At 53.0% G+C, this 16419-nt stretch carries 15 protein-coding genes and 1 other RNA gene; 2 read left to right on the top strand and 14 right to left on the bottom strand.

What is annotated here, in order from left to right; genetic code table 11:
• Window positions 1–118 precede the first annotated feature (118 nt).
• Complete coding sequence (locus FPZ45_RS11075; protein WP_342780040.1) at window positions 119–790, bottom strand: TerC family protein; 672 nt, start codon at window positions 788–790, stop codon at window positions 119–121.
• A 121-nt stretch (window positions 791–911) separates the two neighbouring features.
• On the opposite strand from FPZ45_RS11075, the gene FPZ45_RS11070 reads away from it, so the two are divergent.
• Window positions 912–1661, top strand: a complete 750-nt coding sequence (locus tag FPZ45_RS11070; RefSeq protein ID WP_144701231.1) for a TerC family protein — start codon at window positions 912–914, stop codon at window positions 1659–1661.
• A gap of 417 nt (window positions 1662–2078) precedes the next feature.
• On the opposite strand, the gene thiI is transcribed toward FPZ45_RS11070, so the two are convergent.
• From thiI to FPZ45_RS11045, 5 genes are all read right to left on the bottom strand, one after another.
• Window positions 2079–3305, bottom strand: a complete 1227-nt coding sequence (thiI, locus tag FPZ45_RS11065) for a tRNA uracil 4-sulfurtransferase ThiI (protein WP_144701229.1) — start codon at window positions 3303–3305, stop codon at window positions 2079–2081.
• On the bottom strand, window positions 3302–4480 hold the full coding sequence (locus FPZ45_RS11060; RefSeq protein WP_144701227.1) for a cysteine desulfurase family protein: 1179 nt from the start codon (window positions 4478–4480) through the stop codon (window positions 3302–3304). The genes thiI and FPZ45_RS11060 overlap by 4 nt, the downstream gene beginning before the upstream one ends.
• A gap of 123 nt (window positions 4481–4603) precedes the next feature.
• The gene (locus FPZ45_RS11055; protein WP_246120414.1) at window positions 4604–5269 is read right to left on the bottom strand and encodes a lytic transglycosylase domain-containing protein; all 666 of its coding nucleotides are present in this window, start codon (window positions 5267–5269) and stop codon (window positions 4604–4606) included.
• 107 nt (window positions 5270–5376) lie between these two features.
• Window positions 5377–5589, bottom strand: a complete 213-nt coding sequence (locus FPZ45_RS11050) for a DUF1540 domain-containing protein (RefSeq protein WP_144701225.1) — start codon at window positions 5587–5589, stop codon at window positions 5377–5379.
• A gap of 78 nt (window positions 5590–5667) precedes the next feature.
• Window positions 5668–6168 (bottom strand): YpuI family protein, encoded by a 501-nt coding sequence (locus FPZ45_RS11045; RefSeq protein ID WP_144701223.1) that lies wholly within the window; start codon window positions 6166–6168, stop codon window positions 5668–5670.
• Between the two features lie 173 nt (window positions 6169–6341).
• Between FPZ45_RS11045 and FPZ45_RS11040 the strand changes: the two genes are divergently transcribed.
• Window positions 6342–8234, top strand: a complete 1893-nt coding sequence (locus FPZ45_RS11040) for a S8 family peptidase (RefSeq protein WP_246120413.1) — start codon at window positions 6342–6344, stop codon at window positions 8232–8234.
• Window positions 8235–8360: 126 nt separating this feature from the next.
• On the opposite strand, the gene rnpB is transcribed toward FPZ45_RS11040, so the two are convergent.
• The 8 genes from rnpB to FPZ45_RS11000 all read right to left on the bottom strand — a co-directional run bounded on the left by rnpB (window position 8361) and on the right by FPZ45_RS11000 (window position 16398).
• Window positions 8361–8771, bottom strand: an RNA gene (gene rnpB, locus FPZ45_RS11035) — RNase P RNA component class A.
• 153 nt (window positions 8772–8924) lie between these two features.
• Window positions 8925–10040 carry a Nif3-like dinuclear metal center hexameric protein gene (locus tag FPZ45_RS11030; protein ID WP_144701221.1) on the bottom strand — a complete coding sequence of 372 codons (1116 nt, stop codon included), beginning with the start codon at window positions 10038–10040 and terminating at the stop codon, window positions 8925–8927.
• The gene (locus FPZ45_RS11025; protein WP_186438345.1) at window positions 10007–10816 is read right to left on the bottom strand and encodes a tRNA (adenine(22)-N(1))-methyltransferase; all 810 of its coding nucleotides are present in this window, start codon (window positions 10814–10816) and stop codon (window positions 10007–10009) included. Before FPZ45_RS11025 ends, FPZ45_RS11030 begins: the two co-directional genes overlap by 34 nt.
• Before the next feature lie 2 nt (window positions 10817–10818).
• The gene (locus FPZ45_RS11020) at window positions 10819–11652 is read right to left on the bottom strand and encodes a hypothetical protein (protein WP_144701217.1); all 834 of its coding nucleotides are present in this window, start codon (window positions 11650–11652) and stop codon (window positions 10819–10821) included.
• 93 nt (window positions 11653–11745) lie between these two features.
• Window positions 11746–12873, bottom strand: a complete 1128-nt coding sequence (rpoD, locus tag FPZ45_RS11015; RefSeq protein WP_144701215.1) for an RNA polymerase sigma factor RpoD — start codon at window positions 12871–12873, stop codon at window positions 11746–11748.
• Between the two features lie 33 nt (window positions 12874–12906).
• Complete coding sequence (gene dnaG, locus FPZ45_RS11010) at window positions 12907–14733, bottom strand: DNA primase (protein WP_144701213.1); 1827 nt, start codon at window positions 14731–14733, stop codon at window positions 12907–12909.
• Between the two features lie 84 nt (window positions 14734–14817).
• On the bottom strand, window positions 14818–15288 hold the full coding sequence (locus FPZ45_RS11005) for a YaiI/YqxD family protein (RefSeq protein ID WP_186438344.1): 471 nt from the start codon (window positions 15286–15288) through the stop codon (window positions 14818–14820).
• 303 nt (window positions 15289–15591) lie between these two features.
• Complete coding sequence (locus FPZ45_RS11000; protein ID WP_144701211.1) at window positions 15592–16398, bottom strand: pyruvate, water dikinase regulatory protein; 807 nt, start codon at window positions 16396–16398, stop codon at window positions 15592–15594.
• Window positions 16399–16419: the final 21 nt, after the last annotated feature.

Here is a 16419-nt window from a genome sequence, read left to right as displayed (position 1 = left end):
TTCGCACCGCGACCTGATAAATGAACGCAGTATCTTTTTCTATAGTTTAATGGAAGTCGGGTGAAAAAACTAGTTCAAGGAAACAAAATTTCCCTAAAGACTTCATTTGTCGGAATTTTTACTCGGTTTGGCTTTTCTTGCGCATCCACAAAGCAATGACTAGAAGGATGGCAACAGCCATGATCGGGATCAGCTTTTCGGCTTCGAACGTCAACAGGTGGGCGTAAGATTTCCAAGCCGGATCCCCGAGCGCCATTTCCGCCGCGGTATATCCGAGCAATCCGCCGCCCAAGTACAACAGTCCCGGCATGCGATCGAGCATTCGCATGATAAAAGAGCTTCCCCAAATAATGATCGGAATGCTCATGACGATCCCGATAATAAGCAGTATCGTATCTCCGTTCGCGACGGCCGCGACGGCCAGAACGTTGTCTAGGCTCATGACGAAATCGGCCACAACGATTGTCCATACCGCTCCGGCGAGCGTGCTGGCCGCGCGAGAATGCTCGGCCTTATCTTTCTTATCGGCTAGCAGCTGGTAGGCAATGACGAAAAGCAGGAACGCTCCCGCGGTTTGCAAATACGGAACGTTCAGGAGCGCGATCGCTCCAAGCGTAAGCACGCAGCGGAGAACGATAGCCGCGGCGGCGCCCCACCATACGGCCCGCCTTCTCTGCTCCGGCGGCAGCCTGCGCCCCGCCATCGCGATCACGACGGCGTTATCGCCGCTTAACAGCAAATTGATCATCACGATCTCCAGAAAAACGAGCAATGTTTCCATCGCATCCATACGCGCACCCCCACATACCTGTTTTATGTACAAGCAGGCGCAGATATGAGAGTACATTTTTTTGAACCGTTTTTTTTAATCGGACGTATTACTGCCTGAATTCGAATGGGAGGGATCCATTATGGAACTGTTCGGTTGGGATCTGCTTGGCATCGATTTCTGGTCCATACTGCTGACGATCGTATTTATCGATCTATTGCTCGCGGGAGATAACGCCATCGTCATCGGACTCGCGGCCAGAAGCTTGCCCAAGGAAAGCCAGAGAAAAGCCGTATGGTTTGGTACCGCCGGGGCGGTACTGATCCGTGTTGTCGCGACTATGCTCGTCGTCTCGCTGCTCAAAATACCGTTCATCCTCGCTGTAGGAGGCGTGCTGCTGTTATGGATTGCTTATAAGCTGCTCGTGCAGGAAAATGCGCACGGAGACATTAAAGCCGGTTCGACGCTCTGGGCAGCAGTACGCACGATCATTATCGCGGACGCAGCCATGGGTCTGGACAACGTCATCGCGGTTGCCGGGGCTGCGCACGGAGATTATTTTCTCGTCATTCTGGGACTCATTATCAGCGTTCCGATCGTCGTCTGGGGCAGCGCTTTATTTATTAGGTTGCTTGGCAAATATCCGTGGATTATTTATGCGGGATCCGGCGTTCTCGCCTACACGGCCGCCAAAATGATCACGCACGAAGAGGAATTCAAGGTTTTTTTCGGAGATAATCCCGTGTTCGATTGGATTTTTATTGTCGCGCTTGTCGTTCTGATTATCGTGGCAGGCATATGGACGAACGCGATTCGAGCGCGGCGCGAACGGCGCGGTACGAACCAACCTTCGCTGACTTCTAAGAAAAACCGTCAGGAGAGTTCGTCCTGACGGTCGTGAGCATCAAAAAGTGGCTGGCACGCTCCTTTAGCGATGTTTTTCATCGTACTTGCTCCTCACCGGAGTCCCACAAGGCGAAAGTACGATGTTTTTCAACACTAATCACTCTGGAATCGAACAAACAGTGGCTGGCACGCTCCTATAGCGATGTTTTTCATCGTACTTGCTCCCCACCAGCGCCCCTCGAGGCGAAAGTACGATGTTTTTTATCACTATTCACTCGGGAATCGAACAAATCGTGGCTGGCACGCTCCCGTCAGGGGAGTTCGTCCGGATCCCCGCCGTCCATTCGATCGGAATCCTGCACCACCCCTAGTGCGATGAACTTTTCTGAAATAAGGCAGTAAATTTATTCTGATATGTGAAAAAAGCCGCGAAACGCTTTAATTCGCGTTTCGCGGCAGTCGATTAGAACCAAGCGTCTTCCTTCTGGCTTTGTTCCGCGGAATCCGTGATTCCGTCTTCCTTGAGCACAACAACTTCCGTTCCTTGCACCGCTTCATCGATCAAACGATCCAGTTCGCTGCCCATATAGGCTTCGGCACGCTCGACGATATTCAAATTCGGATTGATGGCCGGCGATTTCGGAACGAACAGCGTGCAGCAATCCTCATAAGGCAATATCGAGGTCTTGTAAGTATCGATTTTCTCGGCATGCTCGATAATATCCTGCTTGTCCATCATGACGAGCGGACGAAGCATCGGCAACGAAGACACCCGCCCGATCACGTTCATGCTGCCGAGCGTCTGGCTCGCCACTTGGCCCAAGCTGTCCCCCGTAACGATCGCCAGCGCGCCGTTCTGCTCGGCAAGCCGTTCCGTGATTCGGAGCATGCAGCGACGCATGAGCGTAATGATGAGGTTATCGTGGCCCGATTGGGCGAGTTTGGTCTGGATTTCCGTAAAAGGAACGAGATGCAGCTTTATTTTCCCGCCGTAATAAGCAAGCCGCTTCGCCAATGTAACGACTTTTTCCTTCGCCTGCTCGCTCGTGAACGGATAGCTGTGGAAGTGTACCGCCTCGATCTTCAGCCCTTTGCGCATCGCCATCCAACCCGCGACCGGACTGTCGATCCCCCCGGAGAGAAGCAGCATCGCTTTGCCGTTCATCCCGAGCGGGAAGCCGCCTGCTCCTTTCTCTACTTCGCAGTAGATATACGCATTATCGCGCTGAATGTCGATCTTCAGTTCCACGTCCGGGGTACGAACGTTCACCTTCAGATCCGGCGTATTACGCAGCACGTGCGAGCCGACAAGATGATTCATCTCCACGGAATTGTGGGGGAATTGCTTCCAACCGCGATTAACAGAAACCTTAAACGTCGCCGGCGGTGTTTTTAAGCCTCGGATCAGATTAAGCGAGCTTTCGCGAATCGCTTCCAGATCAAGTTCCGCGCCGATAACCGGGCTGAAGCTCATGATGCCGAATATGTCCTTCAAGCGCTTGGCGACTTGTTCGTAGCTCTCTCCGTTTAGACGGATATAAACGCGGGCGTAGCTTCTTACGAATTCGAGCGCAGGCATCGACTTCAGCGCCATTCTGATCTGGGTAAGCAGCATCGTCTCGAAACGATTGCGGTTGCGCCCTTTAATTACGATTTCCCCAAATCTGACAATTACGAGATCGTATTTCATTTCATGTTCCTCTCCAACGTTTTCAGACTGGATACGACCTGGACAAGCCTCTCACCCAATATTTCGATATCTTCCATTCCGTGCTCATCGCCGAAACTGATGCGAAGGCTTCCCGAAGCTCTCTCCGCGTTATGTCCCATGGCAAGAAGGACGCGGCTCGGCTGCAAGGTTTTGGAAGAACACGCCGATTGCGTTGACACGAGAATGCCCTGAGTCTCGAGCATATGAATCATCACTTCCGGACGCATGCCAGGATACGAAATATTCACGACGTGCGGAGCGGCAAGCGTTTCGGGATCGACCGCATCGGTTGGAATTCCGTTAACGACGAATTCCGGAATCTTCGCGACGATGTCTTGAAGCCGGCGCTTCATCGCGTACATCCGCTGTCTTCTTTCGTTCTGGCTTTCCATGGTTAACCTCAGCGCTTGAGACATTGAGACGATGGCCGGAACGTTAAGCGTTCCCGATCGGAGGCCTTGCTCTTGATTGCCTCCGCCGAACAGCGGTTTCAGTTCGACTCCGTCTTTCACGAGCAGAAAACCCGCTCCTTTGGGACCGCCGAACTTGTGCGCGGATCCCGTATATAGATGAACGCCCCACCGCTTCCAATCGATAGGCACTTTGCCGATTGCTTGAACGCCGTCCACATGGAACTTGACATGCGGATGTCCGGCGACGATTTCTCCGATCTCGCGGATCGGCTGAATTGTCCCCGTCTCGTTATTCACGTGCATGACGCTTACGAGCACGGTTTCTTTTTTGATCGCTCGAGCGACATCGTTCGGATCGACTCTACCCGATTCGTCGACGGGCAACACCGTCAATTGAACGCCTTCCGCTTCCAACTGCCGAGCGCATTCGTAGACAGATGCATGCTCGACCTCGGAGACAATCACATGCTTGATCGTTCTGGCCGCTTTGTTCACGGCTCCTTTGATCGCCAGATTATTGCTTTCCGTCCCGCCGGAAGTGAAAACGACTTCTTGCGGCAACGCGCCCATTCGTTCCGCCACGCTAGAACGGGCTCGATCCGCAAGCTTCATTGCCTCGACTCCAGAACGATGAAGAGCCGACGCATTCGCGTACTGCAGCTTCATCAGCTCGGTCATCGTCTCAACAACCCTCGGCAACATCGGCGAAGAAGCGCAATGATCGAAATAATAGGTTTTCATGACCGTACTCCATTCGGAATGAATCATAATAAAAGGACCAAAGACGGGCTCCGCCAACGGCGCCCCGTCCTGATCCTTTTTCTGCATCTCTTTCGCAAAAACGGTTTGCTAGCGACGCGATCGTCAGATGCTCCACCGGTTGCTCGCGTCTAATACTTTGCGAATATAACCTTGCGTTTCCGACGGCAGCTTATGAAGATTCTCGTTCACGTCTTGATCGTTCGCGATACCGAGTCGATCGACTCGGCCCGGACCCGCGTTATACGCAGCCAATGCCGTCGATACATTGCCGTCGTATTTGCGCAGCAGATACGATAAGAATCGCGTTCCTCCATCGATATTCTGCGCTGGATCGAACGGATTGCCGACGCCAAGACCGCGAGCGGTATCGTCCATCAATTGCATGAGGCCTTTGGCTCCGGCGGAAGATACGGCATAAGGATTAAAAGAAGATTCCGATTGGATAACGCCTTTAATGAGCGCCGGATCTACTCCGTATTTGGCTCCCGCTTCGGCGATCAAATCGTCGAACGCCGAGGACGAGCCGGTATCGAAAGATAGCGCTCCGCCCCAAGAGTTCGAAGTCATGGATAGCGCACCGAGGGAAATCGTTCCGTTTCGCGCCGATTCCGAAGAAGCCGACGTTGAATATTGGTTGAGCAACAAATCAAACAAACCGCTCTCGCTCGTCGGATTATCTTTATCTTTGCGGCTTAACGGATTCAATTCGGTCATCCATTGCGTAAGAAGCATTTGCTTCATAATGCGCGGATCCGTCGTTACATTCACGTCGGTTAGCTCCCGTTAGTCATAGTGGCATTCGTTGATCTTATTGTACAACAACTGACAGGAAATCTGCTAGTCCCGACCCAAAAAGGATTTTCGCGACGAAAGTCCTATTTGCCCTGTTTCGGCTGAAACGTCAAACAACAAGTAACGGATGAAGTTTGCGCCTTGTCGTGATGCGATTCGAATTCCTCCGCGAACTCTTCGTTCCAACGGCGGTTCGAGTGCTGATCCACCTCGATCGTGATTTCCGACGCTCCGCAGGCATTTCCCTGCTTCCAGAAACTGCAATTGCTCACGCTGCAAGCTACGCCATTCGGCATAAAATCACCCCCTGTCCTATTGTGTACCCGAGATTAGAGGGTATGCGGACAGCGGGGCGGAGGTTCAAACCATATTTGTTATTTCGATTGTTTCTGCATGCGGCGATGCGTTAAGTAATCGCTCTCGTAATAAGCGAGATCGTCGCGAAGTTCTTCGTATATGCGAGCGATGTTCAATATGATGTCGCGCGCCGCGCGCACCGGCTTCATACGGAAGCGAATCGCATCTTGTCCCGTATACGCGTATCGGCCATCCTCGGAATAACATTCATTTTTCGGGTAGAAAAAGGAATTGACGCCATGATGATACACTTCATATAATGCGCGTTCGGCGAGATCGTTATCGAAGTTAGGACGTCTGAGCACAGCGCCCAGCTTCTCGTACGCCACTTCGGAGAAGACGAGCAAATGTCGCAAATCGGATAATAATCCAGTATAAAATCCGACGTTATCCGAGTTATCGTCTTGAGTAAGTTGCTCCAACGCATTGTGATTAAGGAATTGTTCAATCGGATCGATTGCCGCCTTTAATTTTTCTCTGCTGGACTCGGCAAGCGATTTAAGATTGGTGGTTGCCATGCGAAGTTCCCCTTTCCAATTGTGCCCGAAGCCTATCGTGATAAATGTTATCGTACCATAAATCCGAATCGAACGGTACTGGCAAGGGAAAAATGCGCCGTATATTTTTATCCCCGCCCCTTCATCCTAATGACAATAGCTCCCTTCTCGGGATGTAAAAGGAGAGGTCTACCTTGCGCCGTTATGCTTGGATTGGAGTCTTGTTCGTTTTTGCCGTCGTTCTATTCGCGTTCCCTTTGCTGCCCCCGCCCCTGAACCCTTTTCACCGAACGCAGCCTCCCGCGGGGCATGATGAAGCGCAACATCCCGCAGTGAGGGAAGCGACTTACAAGCATCAAACCGTCCGAAGAGACATGGAAGCGACGGAACGGTTATCCCGCGCCCAGGTTGCCAGAGACATTCGCAATTTCTTGAATGATAAGTCCCCGACGCGCAATGCTTCGACGAATCAACCGCTTAATAATTTGCTCAGAGCGCATCCCGAGATTTTGTATTTGGAGTGGTCGCACTCGGGTCGCAAACAAACCGCGGGTAAACCATCGGCCGATCTTATGAGCAAGGCAAAGCCTTATCTGGATAAAGCCCGGTCGGACTCGAACAAAGAAGCCCGCTTCTCCACTCCCGTTTTCCCGGTTGCCGGCAAAAGCTATTTCGTCATGTCCGAGCGCTCGTCTTCCGCCAAGGAACATATTATTGCGCTCGTGTCTACGGACGTCATTCAGGCGGTAGAACGGCATCAGCGCCGCAACATGCGGCTCATTCCTTATCCGGCGGAAGGGCGCTACCGGATCGAATCCGTCGTTCCCGGCACGCATACGGACACGACGGTGCGCACCGGAGAAGATAACGGGAACGCCAGCCATTACGCCGTCGACGAGATCGTCGTTAAGTTCCGTGAGCCGCTGACGCAGAAACAGTTGCTGCAGCTGCGCAAAGAGCTCGATTTGACGGTCGTCAAGCATACGAGGAACATCTATGTGTTCCGTTCCAAAAAACACCAGACGATGCATCTAAAAGCTTATTTCCTGGAGAAATGGCATCCCGTATTCGTGGAGCCCCACTACTTGTATTTAACCAACGATCTCCCGACTAGCGGAATACGCCCGAATGCAACGAACGAGGAAAATGGGGTTATCGTTCCCAACGACACGCTCTATGCCGAGTATCAGTGGAATCTGCCCGACATCTCGACCGAAATCGGCTGGCAGATTTCGAAAGGAAGCAAGGATATTATCGTCGCCGTGGTCGATACCGGCGTGCAATCCGACCATCCGGATCTGAAAGGCCGACTGGTCCCGGGAACGAACATCGTCAATCCTTCCGCCGCGCCGGAAGACGATGTCGGTCATGGCACGCACGTTGCGGGCATCATCGCCGCGGACGTCAATAATAATGAAGGCGTAGCTGGAATGACCTGGTATACGAAAGTCATGCCAGTTAAAGTGTTGGACAGTTCGGGCGCGGGGTCTACCTACTCCGTTGCGGAGGGCATTATTTGGGCGACGGACCATGGCGCGCACGTCATCAATATGAGCCTGGGCAACTACGCCCAAGCCGACTTTCTCCACGATGCGATTAAATATGCATACGAGCATGGAGTCGTGCTTGTCGCCGCCAGCGGTAACGACAATACGGAAAGGCCCGGTTATCCTGCCGCTTACCCGGAAGTGCTCGCCGTATCCGCGACAGATCCCAACGAAGCGCGGGCCGAATATTCGAACTACGGCGATTATATCGATGTGGCCGCGCCCGGCAGTTCGATTCCGAGCACTTACCCCGGCAGCCGCTATGCCGCTTTGTCCGGCACGTCGATGGCCTCTCCCCACGTAGCCGCGCTTGCCTCTTTGGTACGCGCCGCCAATCCGGGGTTAAGCAACGAAGAAGTGATGGACGTCATGCGACGTTCAGCCAAGGATCTGGGGAAAAGCGGCAAAGACATCGAATTCGGCTACGGCATGATCGATGTCAGATCGGCGCTGCAGACGGCCAACGGTGCCCAAACGTCCTTGCAGCTTTTCCCGCAGCGAGTACGCAAGGAACTGGAACGGTTAAATGCAGGTCATTGACAATGCGTACTCGGATGGCGAGTAGGTTGCTCGATGATTTCGAGTAATTCTTCGACTTTTGCCCACAAAAAAAGGCATTTTCAGAAAAGATCTGAAATGCCTTTTTTACATTATAAAGTAAGTAGGCCGGAAAGTTTGCCGTAAGCCGGGTTCTGTACTTCTCGTGGTCAGAACGGAGCGCTCGAAGCGTCCTCCCACGGTTGAAGCGACAATCATCTTTCTAGGCCGCACATTGCTATACGGCTCAAGCGACCAACCCGAACGCACCCCGGGCAAGGGCTGAAGCGCGAAGCTCCCGCGTTCTCCTCGGTCTTGCTCCAGATGGGGTTTACCAGGGGCAAAGTCGCCAGTGCCCCTCGTGGTCTCTTACACCACGGTTCCATCCTTGCCTGATCTGCCTAAGCAGCCATCGGCGGTCCATTTCTGTGGCCCTATCCTTCAGCTCGCGCTGACTGGACGTTATCCAGCATCCTGCCCTGCGGAGCCCGGACTTTCCTCTCGCGGCGCGAAGCCGCCAGCGATTGTCTGTCAAACTTTCCGGTTTGTAACGAATAGTATAACGCGAATCTTCCACGATAGCAAACGGGAATCGATGGCGAAAATGGGACTAGCGACGCCAAACTCGGTTTCGCCGGACTACTGACGCACATTCATCGTTTCAAACCATCTATTCGTATATCTCCACAACGATCAACGAAGCTGGAAAGGCTCCGTGTCGATGCGGGAAGCGAACACTTCCGTCGCGTATCCTTTTTCTTTCAGTTGCTCGGCAAGCCAATTCGCGAGGTTGGGTTTCATAATCTTCTCCGCGTGGTGGCCGGGATCGATGATCGACATGCCAGCCGCCAGCGCGTCTTGCGCGGAATGAAAATCGATATCGCCCGTAACGAGCACATCCGCTCCGGCGAAAATCGCGTGACGAATATATCTCGCTCCCGAACCGCCGAGCACGGCGACTTTGCGGATCGGCTTCGAACCGTCCCCGACCATGCGGACGAACGGCACGTCGAATGCCTTTTTCACTCTTTCGGCGAATTGATCCAAGCTTTCCGTTTCCTTTAGCTTGCCGACCCGGCCGAGCCCGAAAGAGCGGCCTTTTAAGTCGATACTGTACAGGTCGTAAGCGACCTCTTCGTACGGATGAGCCTTAAGCATCGCCGACACGACTTTCTTCCGGACGCTGAGCGGCACGATCGTCTCCAGGCGAATTTCTTTCGCCTCGGTCAGCTCGCCTTGCTTGCCTAGGAACGGTTCGCTGCCTTCCCGCGGCAGGAAAGTGCCTGTCCCTTCGATATTAAAGCTGCAGTGGCTATAATTGCCGATCCATCCTCCGCCTGCGGCGAAGATGGCATCTCGGACTCTTTTATGATGGGATTCGGGCACGAACACAACCAGCTTATACAACTGATCCGTATGCACTTCTTCCAAGACGTCCCGGCCGGTCAGTTCAAGCGCTTCCGCCATCCAATCATTGACGCCGCCTTCTGTCGTATCGAGATTCGTATGCGAGATATAAACCGCGATATCTTTGCGCAATAGATCAGCCGCGAGGGCGCCTGCGGGCGTATCCGTACGAAGATGGGCGAGCGGCCGATAGATCACCGCGTGATGGGCGATGATCAGCTCCGCGCCGAGCTCCGCCGCTTCTTCCACGACGGCAGGCGTAACATCGAGCGTGACCAGGACGCGCCGCATTTCCTTCGCCGCCGAGCCGACTTGCAGTCCGATCTTATCGTCCGGTACGGCGTAATGTTTAGGGGCTAGCTTTTCCATCAGTTGGAGGATCGTTTCTCCGCGCGCAAACATGCTAGCACCTCCCGAATTTCTTTGACGTCTTCTTCCCATTCCGCGGCTTTCTCCGCCGCCTCCGGGACCGTCGCATGCTTAAGCTGCAAAATAACGCGCTCGCGTTTGGCGATTTCCTGCTCCCACTTCCGATGGAATTCCTCGGACGGGTTTCTGAGCAAGAGCGGCCCCATTTCATAGACAAGTCCGAGCGATATTTTCGGTAACGACGGCGCAAGCAGCAGCTCATCGTAAAGTCGATCACGAGCGGCTTGGACCTCCTGCGGATCGTTCTCGTACTCGGCGCGAATCAACGTATAGATGACTCCGTCTTCTTCAAGCAGCTTCTCATCGGATATGAGATAGCTGTGATCCGCTAGCCAATACCTGACCGTGTTTTCCGCCACGTGAGGCGACAATACGAGTGTCCTTACTCCATCTAACCGCTCCCCGGCTTGCTCCAGTATACGGGCCATCAAGCTACCGCCCATGCCGGCGATCGTCACCGTATCGACCTCTCCCGGCGCGACGACGGACATTCCGTCTCCTAGCCGGACGGAAACGACTTCCTGCAACCCTGCTTCGGCCACTTGGCGCTTGGCGGCGTTGACCGGGCCTTCGTGAACGTCTCCGGCGACGGCAAATCCGATTCGGCCTTGACTCGCCAAATAAACCGGAAGCAGCGCATGGTCCGTCCCGATATCGGCGAAACGGGCCCCTTGCGGAACCCATTCAGCCAATGCTGACAAGCGGCGGGACAATTTCAACACCGCTTCGGCGTCTTTCGCTTCTCTCATCTTTATGCAACCCATTCCATCCATTTTTTTCGTAACCGGAACATACCGATTCCGGCGATTAATATTTTAATCAAGATTTCTATTTGTACCCACTCTGGATGAATGCCATATATCGCGGAGTACACTTCCGGCATAAACCATAATACGATGGCCGCGCCGAACATGGCCGTGCCGGCCGATTGGTTTCGCACGTGCAGGAACCAGCTTAACCAGCAAAACAGCAACGACGCAGGCATCCAGAACAACTGGACTTCGAATAACGACGCATTCGGCAGATGCCGCGCCAGGAGCAGAGCGTATAGCGCTATCGCGGATATCCACCCCAACCATTGCGGCAATGCGAGCCGCAGCCATAATCCCCCGCAGATCCACACGATCGCGCAGATGCCAAGAAGCCATAACGGGCCGGAGCTCCCGCTCCAACCATTGCTCCAGACGATCGAGAATCCGACTCCGATCATAAAAGCCATGCCCGCAGCCAGCGTTAACAGCCCTCGCGTTGGATTCCTTTCTTTCATCCGGATGCCTACAACGGCAAACGCTGACGTGACAAGGCAAGCAACGGATATTTGCAATAGAAAAGGAAACGCGCTAAAATGAAGTACAACAAAACAAATCAAGGCAAAAATTCCAAAAGAAAGAAGCCACGACTTACCGGATGCTTGCTCGATCTTTTTCACGGCATTCCCGACGAATCCTTTCGGACGATCATCTAAATCCTCCAAATAGATATTCTGCAGAAAGTCGCAATATTGTTCCGGCAATAACTTATTGCGGCGCCATGATTCGATTTCTTTTACGATCAAATTGCGCTTCTCTTCATCCGTCACAGCCATACGAGCGGTCCTCCTCAGCCCATTTGAACAAAAAGACCTTCAACCATAACGGCCAAGGTCTCTGTAGCAGCCCTACAATTATTTATTTTCTTTTTATTCGAGGAAATCCTTCAAACGTTTGCTCCGGCTCGGGTGACGAAGCTTGCGAAGCGCCTTGGCCTCGATCTGGCGAATCCGCTCACGCGTAACGCCGAATACTTTGCCGACTTCCTCCAACGTACGGGTACGTCCGTCATCCAGACCGAAACGAAGGCGGAGCACGTTCTCTTCCCTTTCGGTCAACGTGTCCAGCACATCTTCCAACTGTTCTTTCAGAAGCTCGTACGCCGCGGCGTCCGCAGGCGCGAGTGCTTCCTGATCCTCAATAAAGTCGCCCAGATGGGAATCGTCTTCTTCGCCGATCGGCGTTTCGAGAGATACCGGCTCTTGTGCGATCTTCATGATTTCACGTACTTTATCCACGCTTAATTCCATCTGTTCTGCGATTTCCTCTGGCGTAGGCTCGCGTCCCAATTCTTGCAGCAGTTGGCGGGAGACCCGAATCAGCTTGTTGATCGTCTCTACCATGTGCACGGGGATACGGATCGTTCTCGCTTGGTCGGCAATCGCGCGCGTGATCGCTTGTCTGATCCACCACGTCGCGTAAGTGCTGAACTTGAAGCCCTTGTCGTAATCGAATTTCTCGACCGCCTTCAACAGGCCCATGTTTCCTTCCTGAATCAGATCCAGAAACAGCATTCCCCGGCCGACATAACGTTTCGCGATACTGACGACAAGACGCAGGTTGGCCTCGGCCAGCCTCTTTTTCGCTTCTTCCCCGTCCGGTCCGCCGATTTCGATCTTTTTCGCCAGTTCGACTTCATCGTCCGCTCCAAGCAAAGGCACGCGTCCGATTTCCTTCAAATACATCCGAACGGGATCATTGATCTTGATGCCCGGCGGCAAAGACAGATCGTCATCGAAATTGAATTCGTCGCGTTCCTCTTCATCGTTTCCGCTACGGCCCAGTTCATCGTGATCGTTGGAAACTTCGATGCCGATATCCGCGAGCTGTTCGAAAAACTCGTCGATTTGCTCGGGATCTTGATCGAACGGAGACAGTTTCTCCATGATGTCTTTATAGGTCAAGGAAGATTTCTTCTTGCCTTGTTCAATAAGTTGCGCTTTAACCTGTTCCAGTGTCGATTCCGTATCCAGTCCGGTGTGTTGATCGTTTGTCATTACCGACTCCCTCCTCCCTGTGAAGCGAACGCATTACAACGTCTTGCGCTGCTTTTCCAGGGCGATAATCTCTATACCCAATTGTAGTGCCCGCGCGTTGTCGCCTTCCCGCAGTGCGCGATTCTGCTCTTCGGTTAACCGCTCGCCCTCTTTAAGGAGAGTGGCGCGACCGATCGTTCGGATGCAATCTTCGAGCTCCCGTTCACCGAACGGAATGTCTATCATTGCGATAACGCTGGCGACTCGTTCTAAGCGATCATCTTGCAAGATCGTGACGAATCTGCCGACATCAGGATCCTCGTTTTGAGCGTAATATGCATATAAATAAGCAGCCAAAGCCGCATGATCCTCAACGTGAAAACGATCTCCGAGCTTCTGCTGGACAAGTAAAGCGGTGTCTTTGTCCTGCATCATCCAGGAGAGCAGTTGGCGCTCCGCGTTCACGTGCGCGGCTCCCAGCGGCGGATTCTTGGATGATAAGCTATTTCCATTCCATACATTATTCCACGATCCGGCAGGAATATCCCTTGTGCCTTCCAATTTCTCCCGCTGCCTGAACTCCAAGCTTTCCTGCTTCAGCGTATCGAGGGATACTCCGAACTCCTGAGCCAGCTCCTTTAATAGAAGCTCCCTCTCCATTGGGGAATCCCTGCGGGCGACGACTCGGACGGCATCACGCAAATACCTAATCCTTCCATCTTCTTCTAGGAGTATATGGGATTTCCTTAAATATATAAGCTGAAATTTAACCGCAGAAACAGCTCCCTCGATCATTTCCCGAACGAACTGCTCGGGCCCGTAACCCGAGATATACTCATCCGGATCGAGACGGTTCGGAAGCACGCTAACCCTGACCCGGAACCCGGCCGTTTCCAGCAACGGAATGCTTTTGTGCGCGGCAGCCTGACCTGCATCATCTCCGTCGTAGCATAAAATAACTTCGTCCGCGAATCTGCGAAGCAGAGCCGCATGCTCATTCGTTAACGCCGTCCCCATCGTGGCAACGCCGTTATGAACGCCAGCGGACCAGGCCTTAATGACGTCCATGTACCCTTCGAACAGAACGACTTGTCCCGTTTTGCGGATCGCCGAGCGCGCTTCATGAAGGCGATACAAAGTTCGGCTTTTGCTAAAGAGCGCGGTTTCGGGAGAATTGAGATACTTCGGTTGACCGTCTGACAGAAGCCGTCCCGCGAAAGCGATCGTCTGTCCTTTCGCATCCTGGATCGGAAACATAATCCTGTCACGAAATCGGTCGACAACCCCTTCGGCATCCTGCCTCTTCGAGAGCAAACCGCCCGTTTCCATCTCGGAAGCATCGTAACCTTTGCGGTCCAATGCTTGGGCCAGCGTATCCCATCTAGGCGGCGCATAACCGATTCCGAACTGCTCGATCAGAGCGTCGCCTAATCCTCGGGCAAGCAAATATTCTTTGGCCGATTTTGCGATTTCCAGATTCTGCAACAGATAATGGTATAATTTCGCGCTATACTCATGGGCTTCCAGAATATTTCTTTTCTCTCGTTGGAACGGTGAAGGTTCTTCCGCGCTTGCGGACGACCAAGTGACCGGGATGCCTGCTTCTTCAGCCAACGTCTTGACGGCTTCCGGAAACGACTCCCCTTCCATCTCCATAATGAATTTAATGACGTTGCCGCCTTTACCGCAGCCGTAACAATGAAAAATTTGTTTTTCCGGCGTTACCGTAAAGGATGGCGTTTTCTCGGAATGAAAAGGACAAAGCCCTTTCAAATACTTCCCGTTCTTGGTCAGATGAACGTACTTGCCTACCGTATCCGATATTTCATGACGGCGAAGCACCTCATCGATAACCTCTTGCGGTATCATTCCGTAATTCATGACCCCACCTTATTCCTTTGTGCGCCAATCCCAGCCAACGGCTTGCCAGACGTCGGCCGTTTTCTTGCACGTAGTTCTATTCGACTATACGTTGGGAATCTCCTGCATCCCCCTCAGCAGAGTTGTCAGTTTTTGTTGAAACCGATCGCGGTCTTCTTCGGTAAACGCACGTGGACCTTTCGTACGAACGCCGCCTCGCCGTTGACGCGCAGAGAAGTGTCGCTGTTCGAGCAACCCTTCGATGTCGGTCTCCCGTATTTCTTTGCCTCTCGGCGTTAAAACCGCTGATCCCCTAGCTAGTCCCAATGCGGCCAGCCCGTAATCTCCCGTGACCAGAATATCGCTGTTCGTCAAGACGTTAGCGATATACAGATCGGCAGATTGATCGCTGGCGTCGACCGTCACGACTTCGACAGAAGGCTCCGGTTTCAACACATGGGCATGACTGGACACGAGAAGCGCCGTTGCGCCGTTTGCTCGGACCGCTCTGGCTATTTCCGCTTTTACCGGACAGGCGTCGCCATCTACCACTACACGACGGCGCGAGACACTCATCGACATCACCACACGATTCAGCCAAAGTTTGCCGTAATATTATATACGCTAAAGGGAACCAAAATCCTGCATTGCCCCGCCAAAATTTATGTTTCCCAAATCTGCCAATTTGAAACTTCGAAGTGAAAACGAAGCGCGGCGGAGCGAATCGACCTTTCCTATATTAATACGTAATCTATTGAATTTTGGTGGCATGTTCGACATAAAGTCCTCTTATATCTCATTATTCGACATTTTTAGATACGATAAAAGAGAACCTTACGGTTCTCTTTGGCTCGACTCGGCGGCTTTTGCGCTGAATGGTTACCGTTGAAAATGTTCGAGGATCATGCTCGCGGTTTCTTCAACCGCCTTGTTGGAGACGTCGATAACGATACATCCGATCTTCTCCATCACTTGTCTGGCGTGTTCCAATTCTCTTGCAATCCGTTCTGATGTGGCGTACGGAGCTGAATCCGGAAGTCCGAGCGCCTTAAGGCGCTCCTTGCGAATCGCATTCAAAGCGTCGGGATTGATCGTAAGTCCGACGACTTTTTTCGGCGAAGCAAGATAGAGTTCCTTCGGCGGCACAAGCTCCGGGATTAACGGAACGTTCGCGACTTTGAACATTTTGTGCGCGAGCACCATCGAGAGCGGCGTTTTGGAGGTTCGCGATACGCCCGCAAGAATAATATCCGCTTTAAGAATGCCGGTAACATCCCTTGCGTCATCGTAGCGCACGGCGAATTCCACCGCCTCGACTTTGCGAAAGTAATCGGCGTCGAGCACATGGTTCAGTCCCGGCTCATGCCTGGACTCATGGCCGAGCACCCGTTCCAGGTTGTCGATGAGGGGACCGAGCAGATCGATTGCCGTCAACTTCAATCGGCGGGCTTGCTCGACCATGTAATCTCGCAGAAAAGGGATGACCAGCGTATACAACACGATGCTGTTGTCCGCTTGGGCCGCGGCGAGAACGGAATCAATGCCGTCCCGCGTCTGAATAAATGCCGCCCGGCGGATCTGAATGTAGAGCGGGTGGAATTGGGCAGCCGCGGCCCTTACCGCATGCTCTCCCGTATCCCCCGCGGAATCGGACACGACGTAGACGGTTACGCTCGCTTGCGGCATGAACATCAACCTCCTGCGTTA

The organism is Cohnella terricola, assembly GCF_007786475.1.
In the GTDB taxonomy this organism is placed as follows: domain Bacteria; phylum Bacillota; class Bacilli; order Paenibacillales; family Paenibacillaceae; genus Cohnella; species Cohnella terricola.
Note: the sequence above shows the minus strand (reverse complement) of the source record. Positions and strands in the feature narration are given on the sequence as shown.

Bases quoted from the DNA above. Each gene is read 5' to 3' on its own strand.
- FPZ45_RS11075 (WP_342780040.1), bottom strand. From the start codon at position 790: ATGGATGCGATGGAAACATTGCTCGTTTTTCTGGAGATCGTGATGATC.
- FPZ45_RS11070 (WP_144701231.1), top strand. From the start codon at position 912: ATGGAACTGTTCGGTTGGGATCTGCTTGGCATCGATTTCTGGTCCATA.
- thiI (WP_144701229.1), bottom strand. From the start codon at position 3,305: ATGAAATACGATCTCGTAATTGTCAGATTTGGGGAAATCGTAATTAAA.
- FPZ45_RS11060 (WP_144701227.1), bottom strand. From the start codon at position 4,480: ATGAAAACCTATTATTTCGATCATTGCGCTTCTTCGCCGATGTTGCCG.
- FPZ45_RS11050 (WP_144701225.1), bottom strand. From the start codon at position 5,589: ATGCCGAATGGCGTAGCTTGCAGCGTGAGCAATTGCAGTTTCTGGAAG.
- FPZ45_RS11045 (WP_144701223.1), bottom strand. From the start codon at position 6,168: ATGGCAACCACCAATCTTAAATCGCTTGCCGAGTCCAGCAGAGAAAAA.
- FPZ45_RS11030 (WP_144701221.1), bottom strand. From the start codon at position 10,040: ATGTTTGCGCGCGGAGAAACGATCCTCCAACTGATGGAAAAGCTAGCC.
- FPZ45_RS11025 (WP_186438345.1), bottom strand. From the start codon at position 10,816: ATGAGAGAAGCGAAAGACGCCGAAGCGGTGTTGAAATTGTCCCGCCGC.
- FPZ45_RS11020 (WP_144701217.1), bottom strand. From the start codon at position 11,652: ATGGCTGTGACGGATGAAGAGAAGCGCAATTTGATCGTAAAAGAAATC.
- rpoD (WP_144701215.1), bottom strand. From the start codon at position 12,873: ATGACAAACGATCAACACACCGGACTGGATACGGAATCGACACTGGAA.
- dnaG (WP_144701213.1), bottom strand. From the start codon at position 14,733: ATGAATTACGGAATGATACCGCAAGAGGTTATCGATGAGGTGCTTCGC.
- FPZ45_RS11005 (WP_186438344.1), bottom strand. From the start codon at position 15,288: ATGAGTGTCTCGCGCCGTCGTGTAGTGGTAGATGGCGACGCCTGTCCG.
- FPZ45_RS11000 (WP_144701211.1), bottom strand. From the start codon at position 16,398: ATGCCGCAAGCGAGCGTAACCGTCTACGTCGTGTCCGATTCCGCGGGG.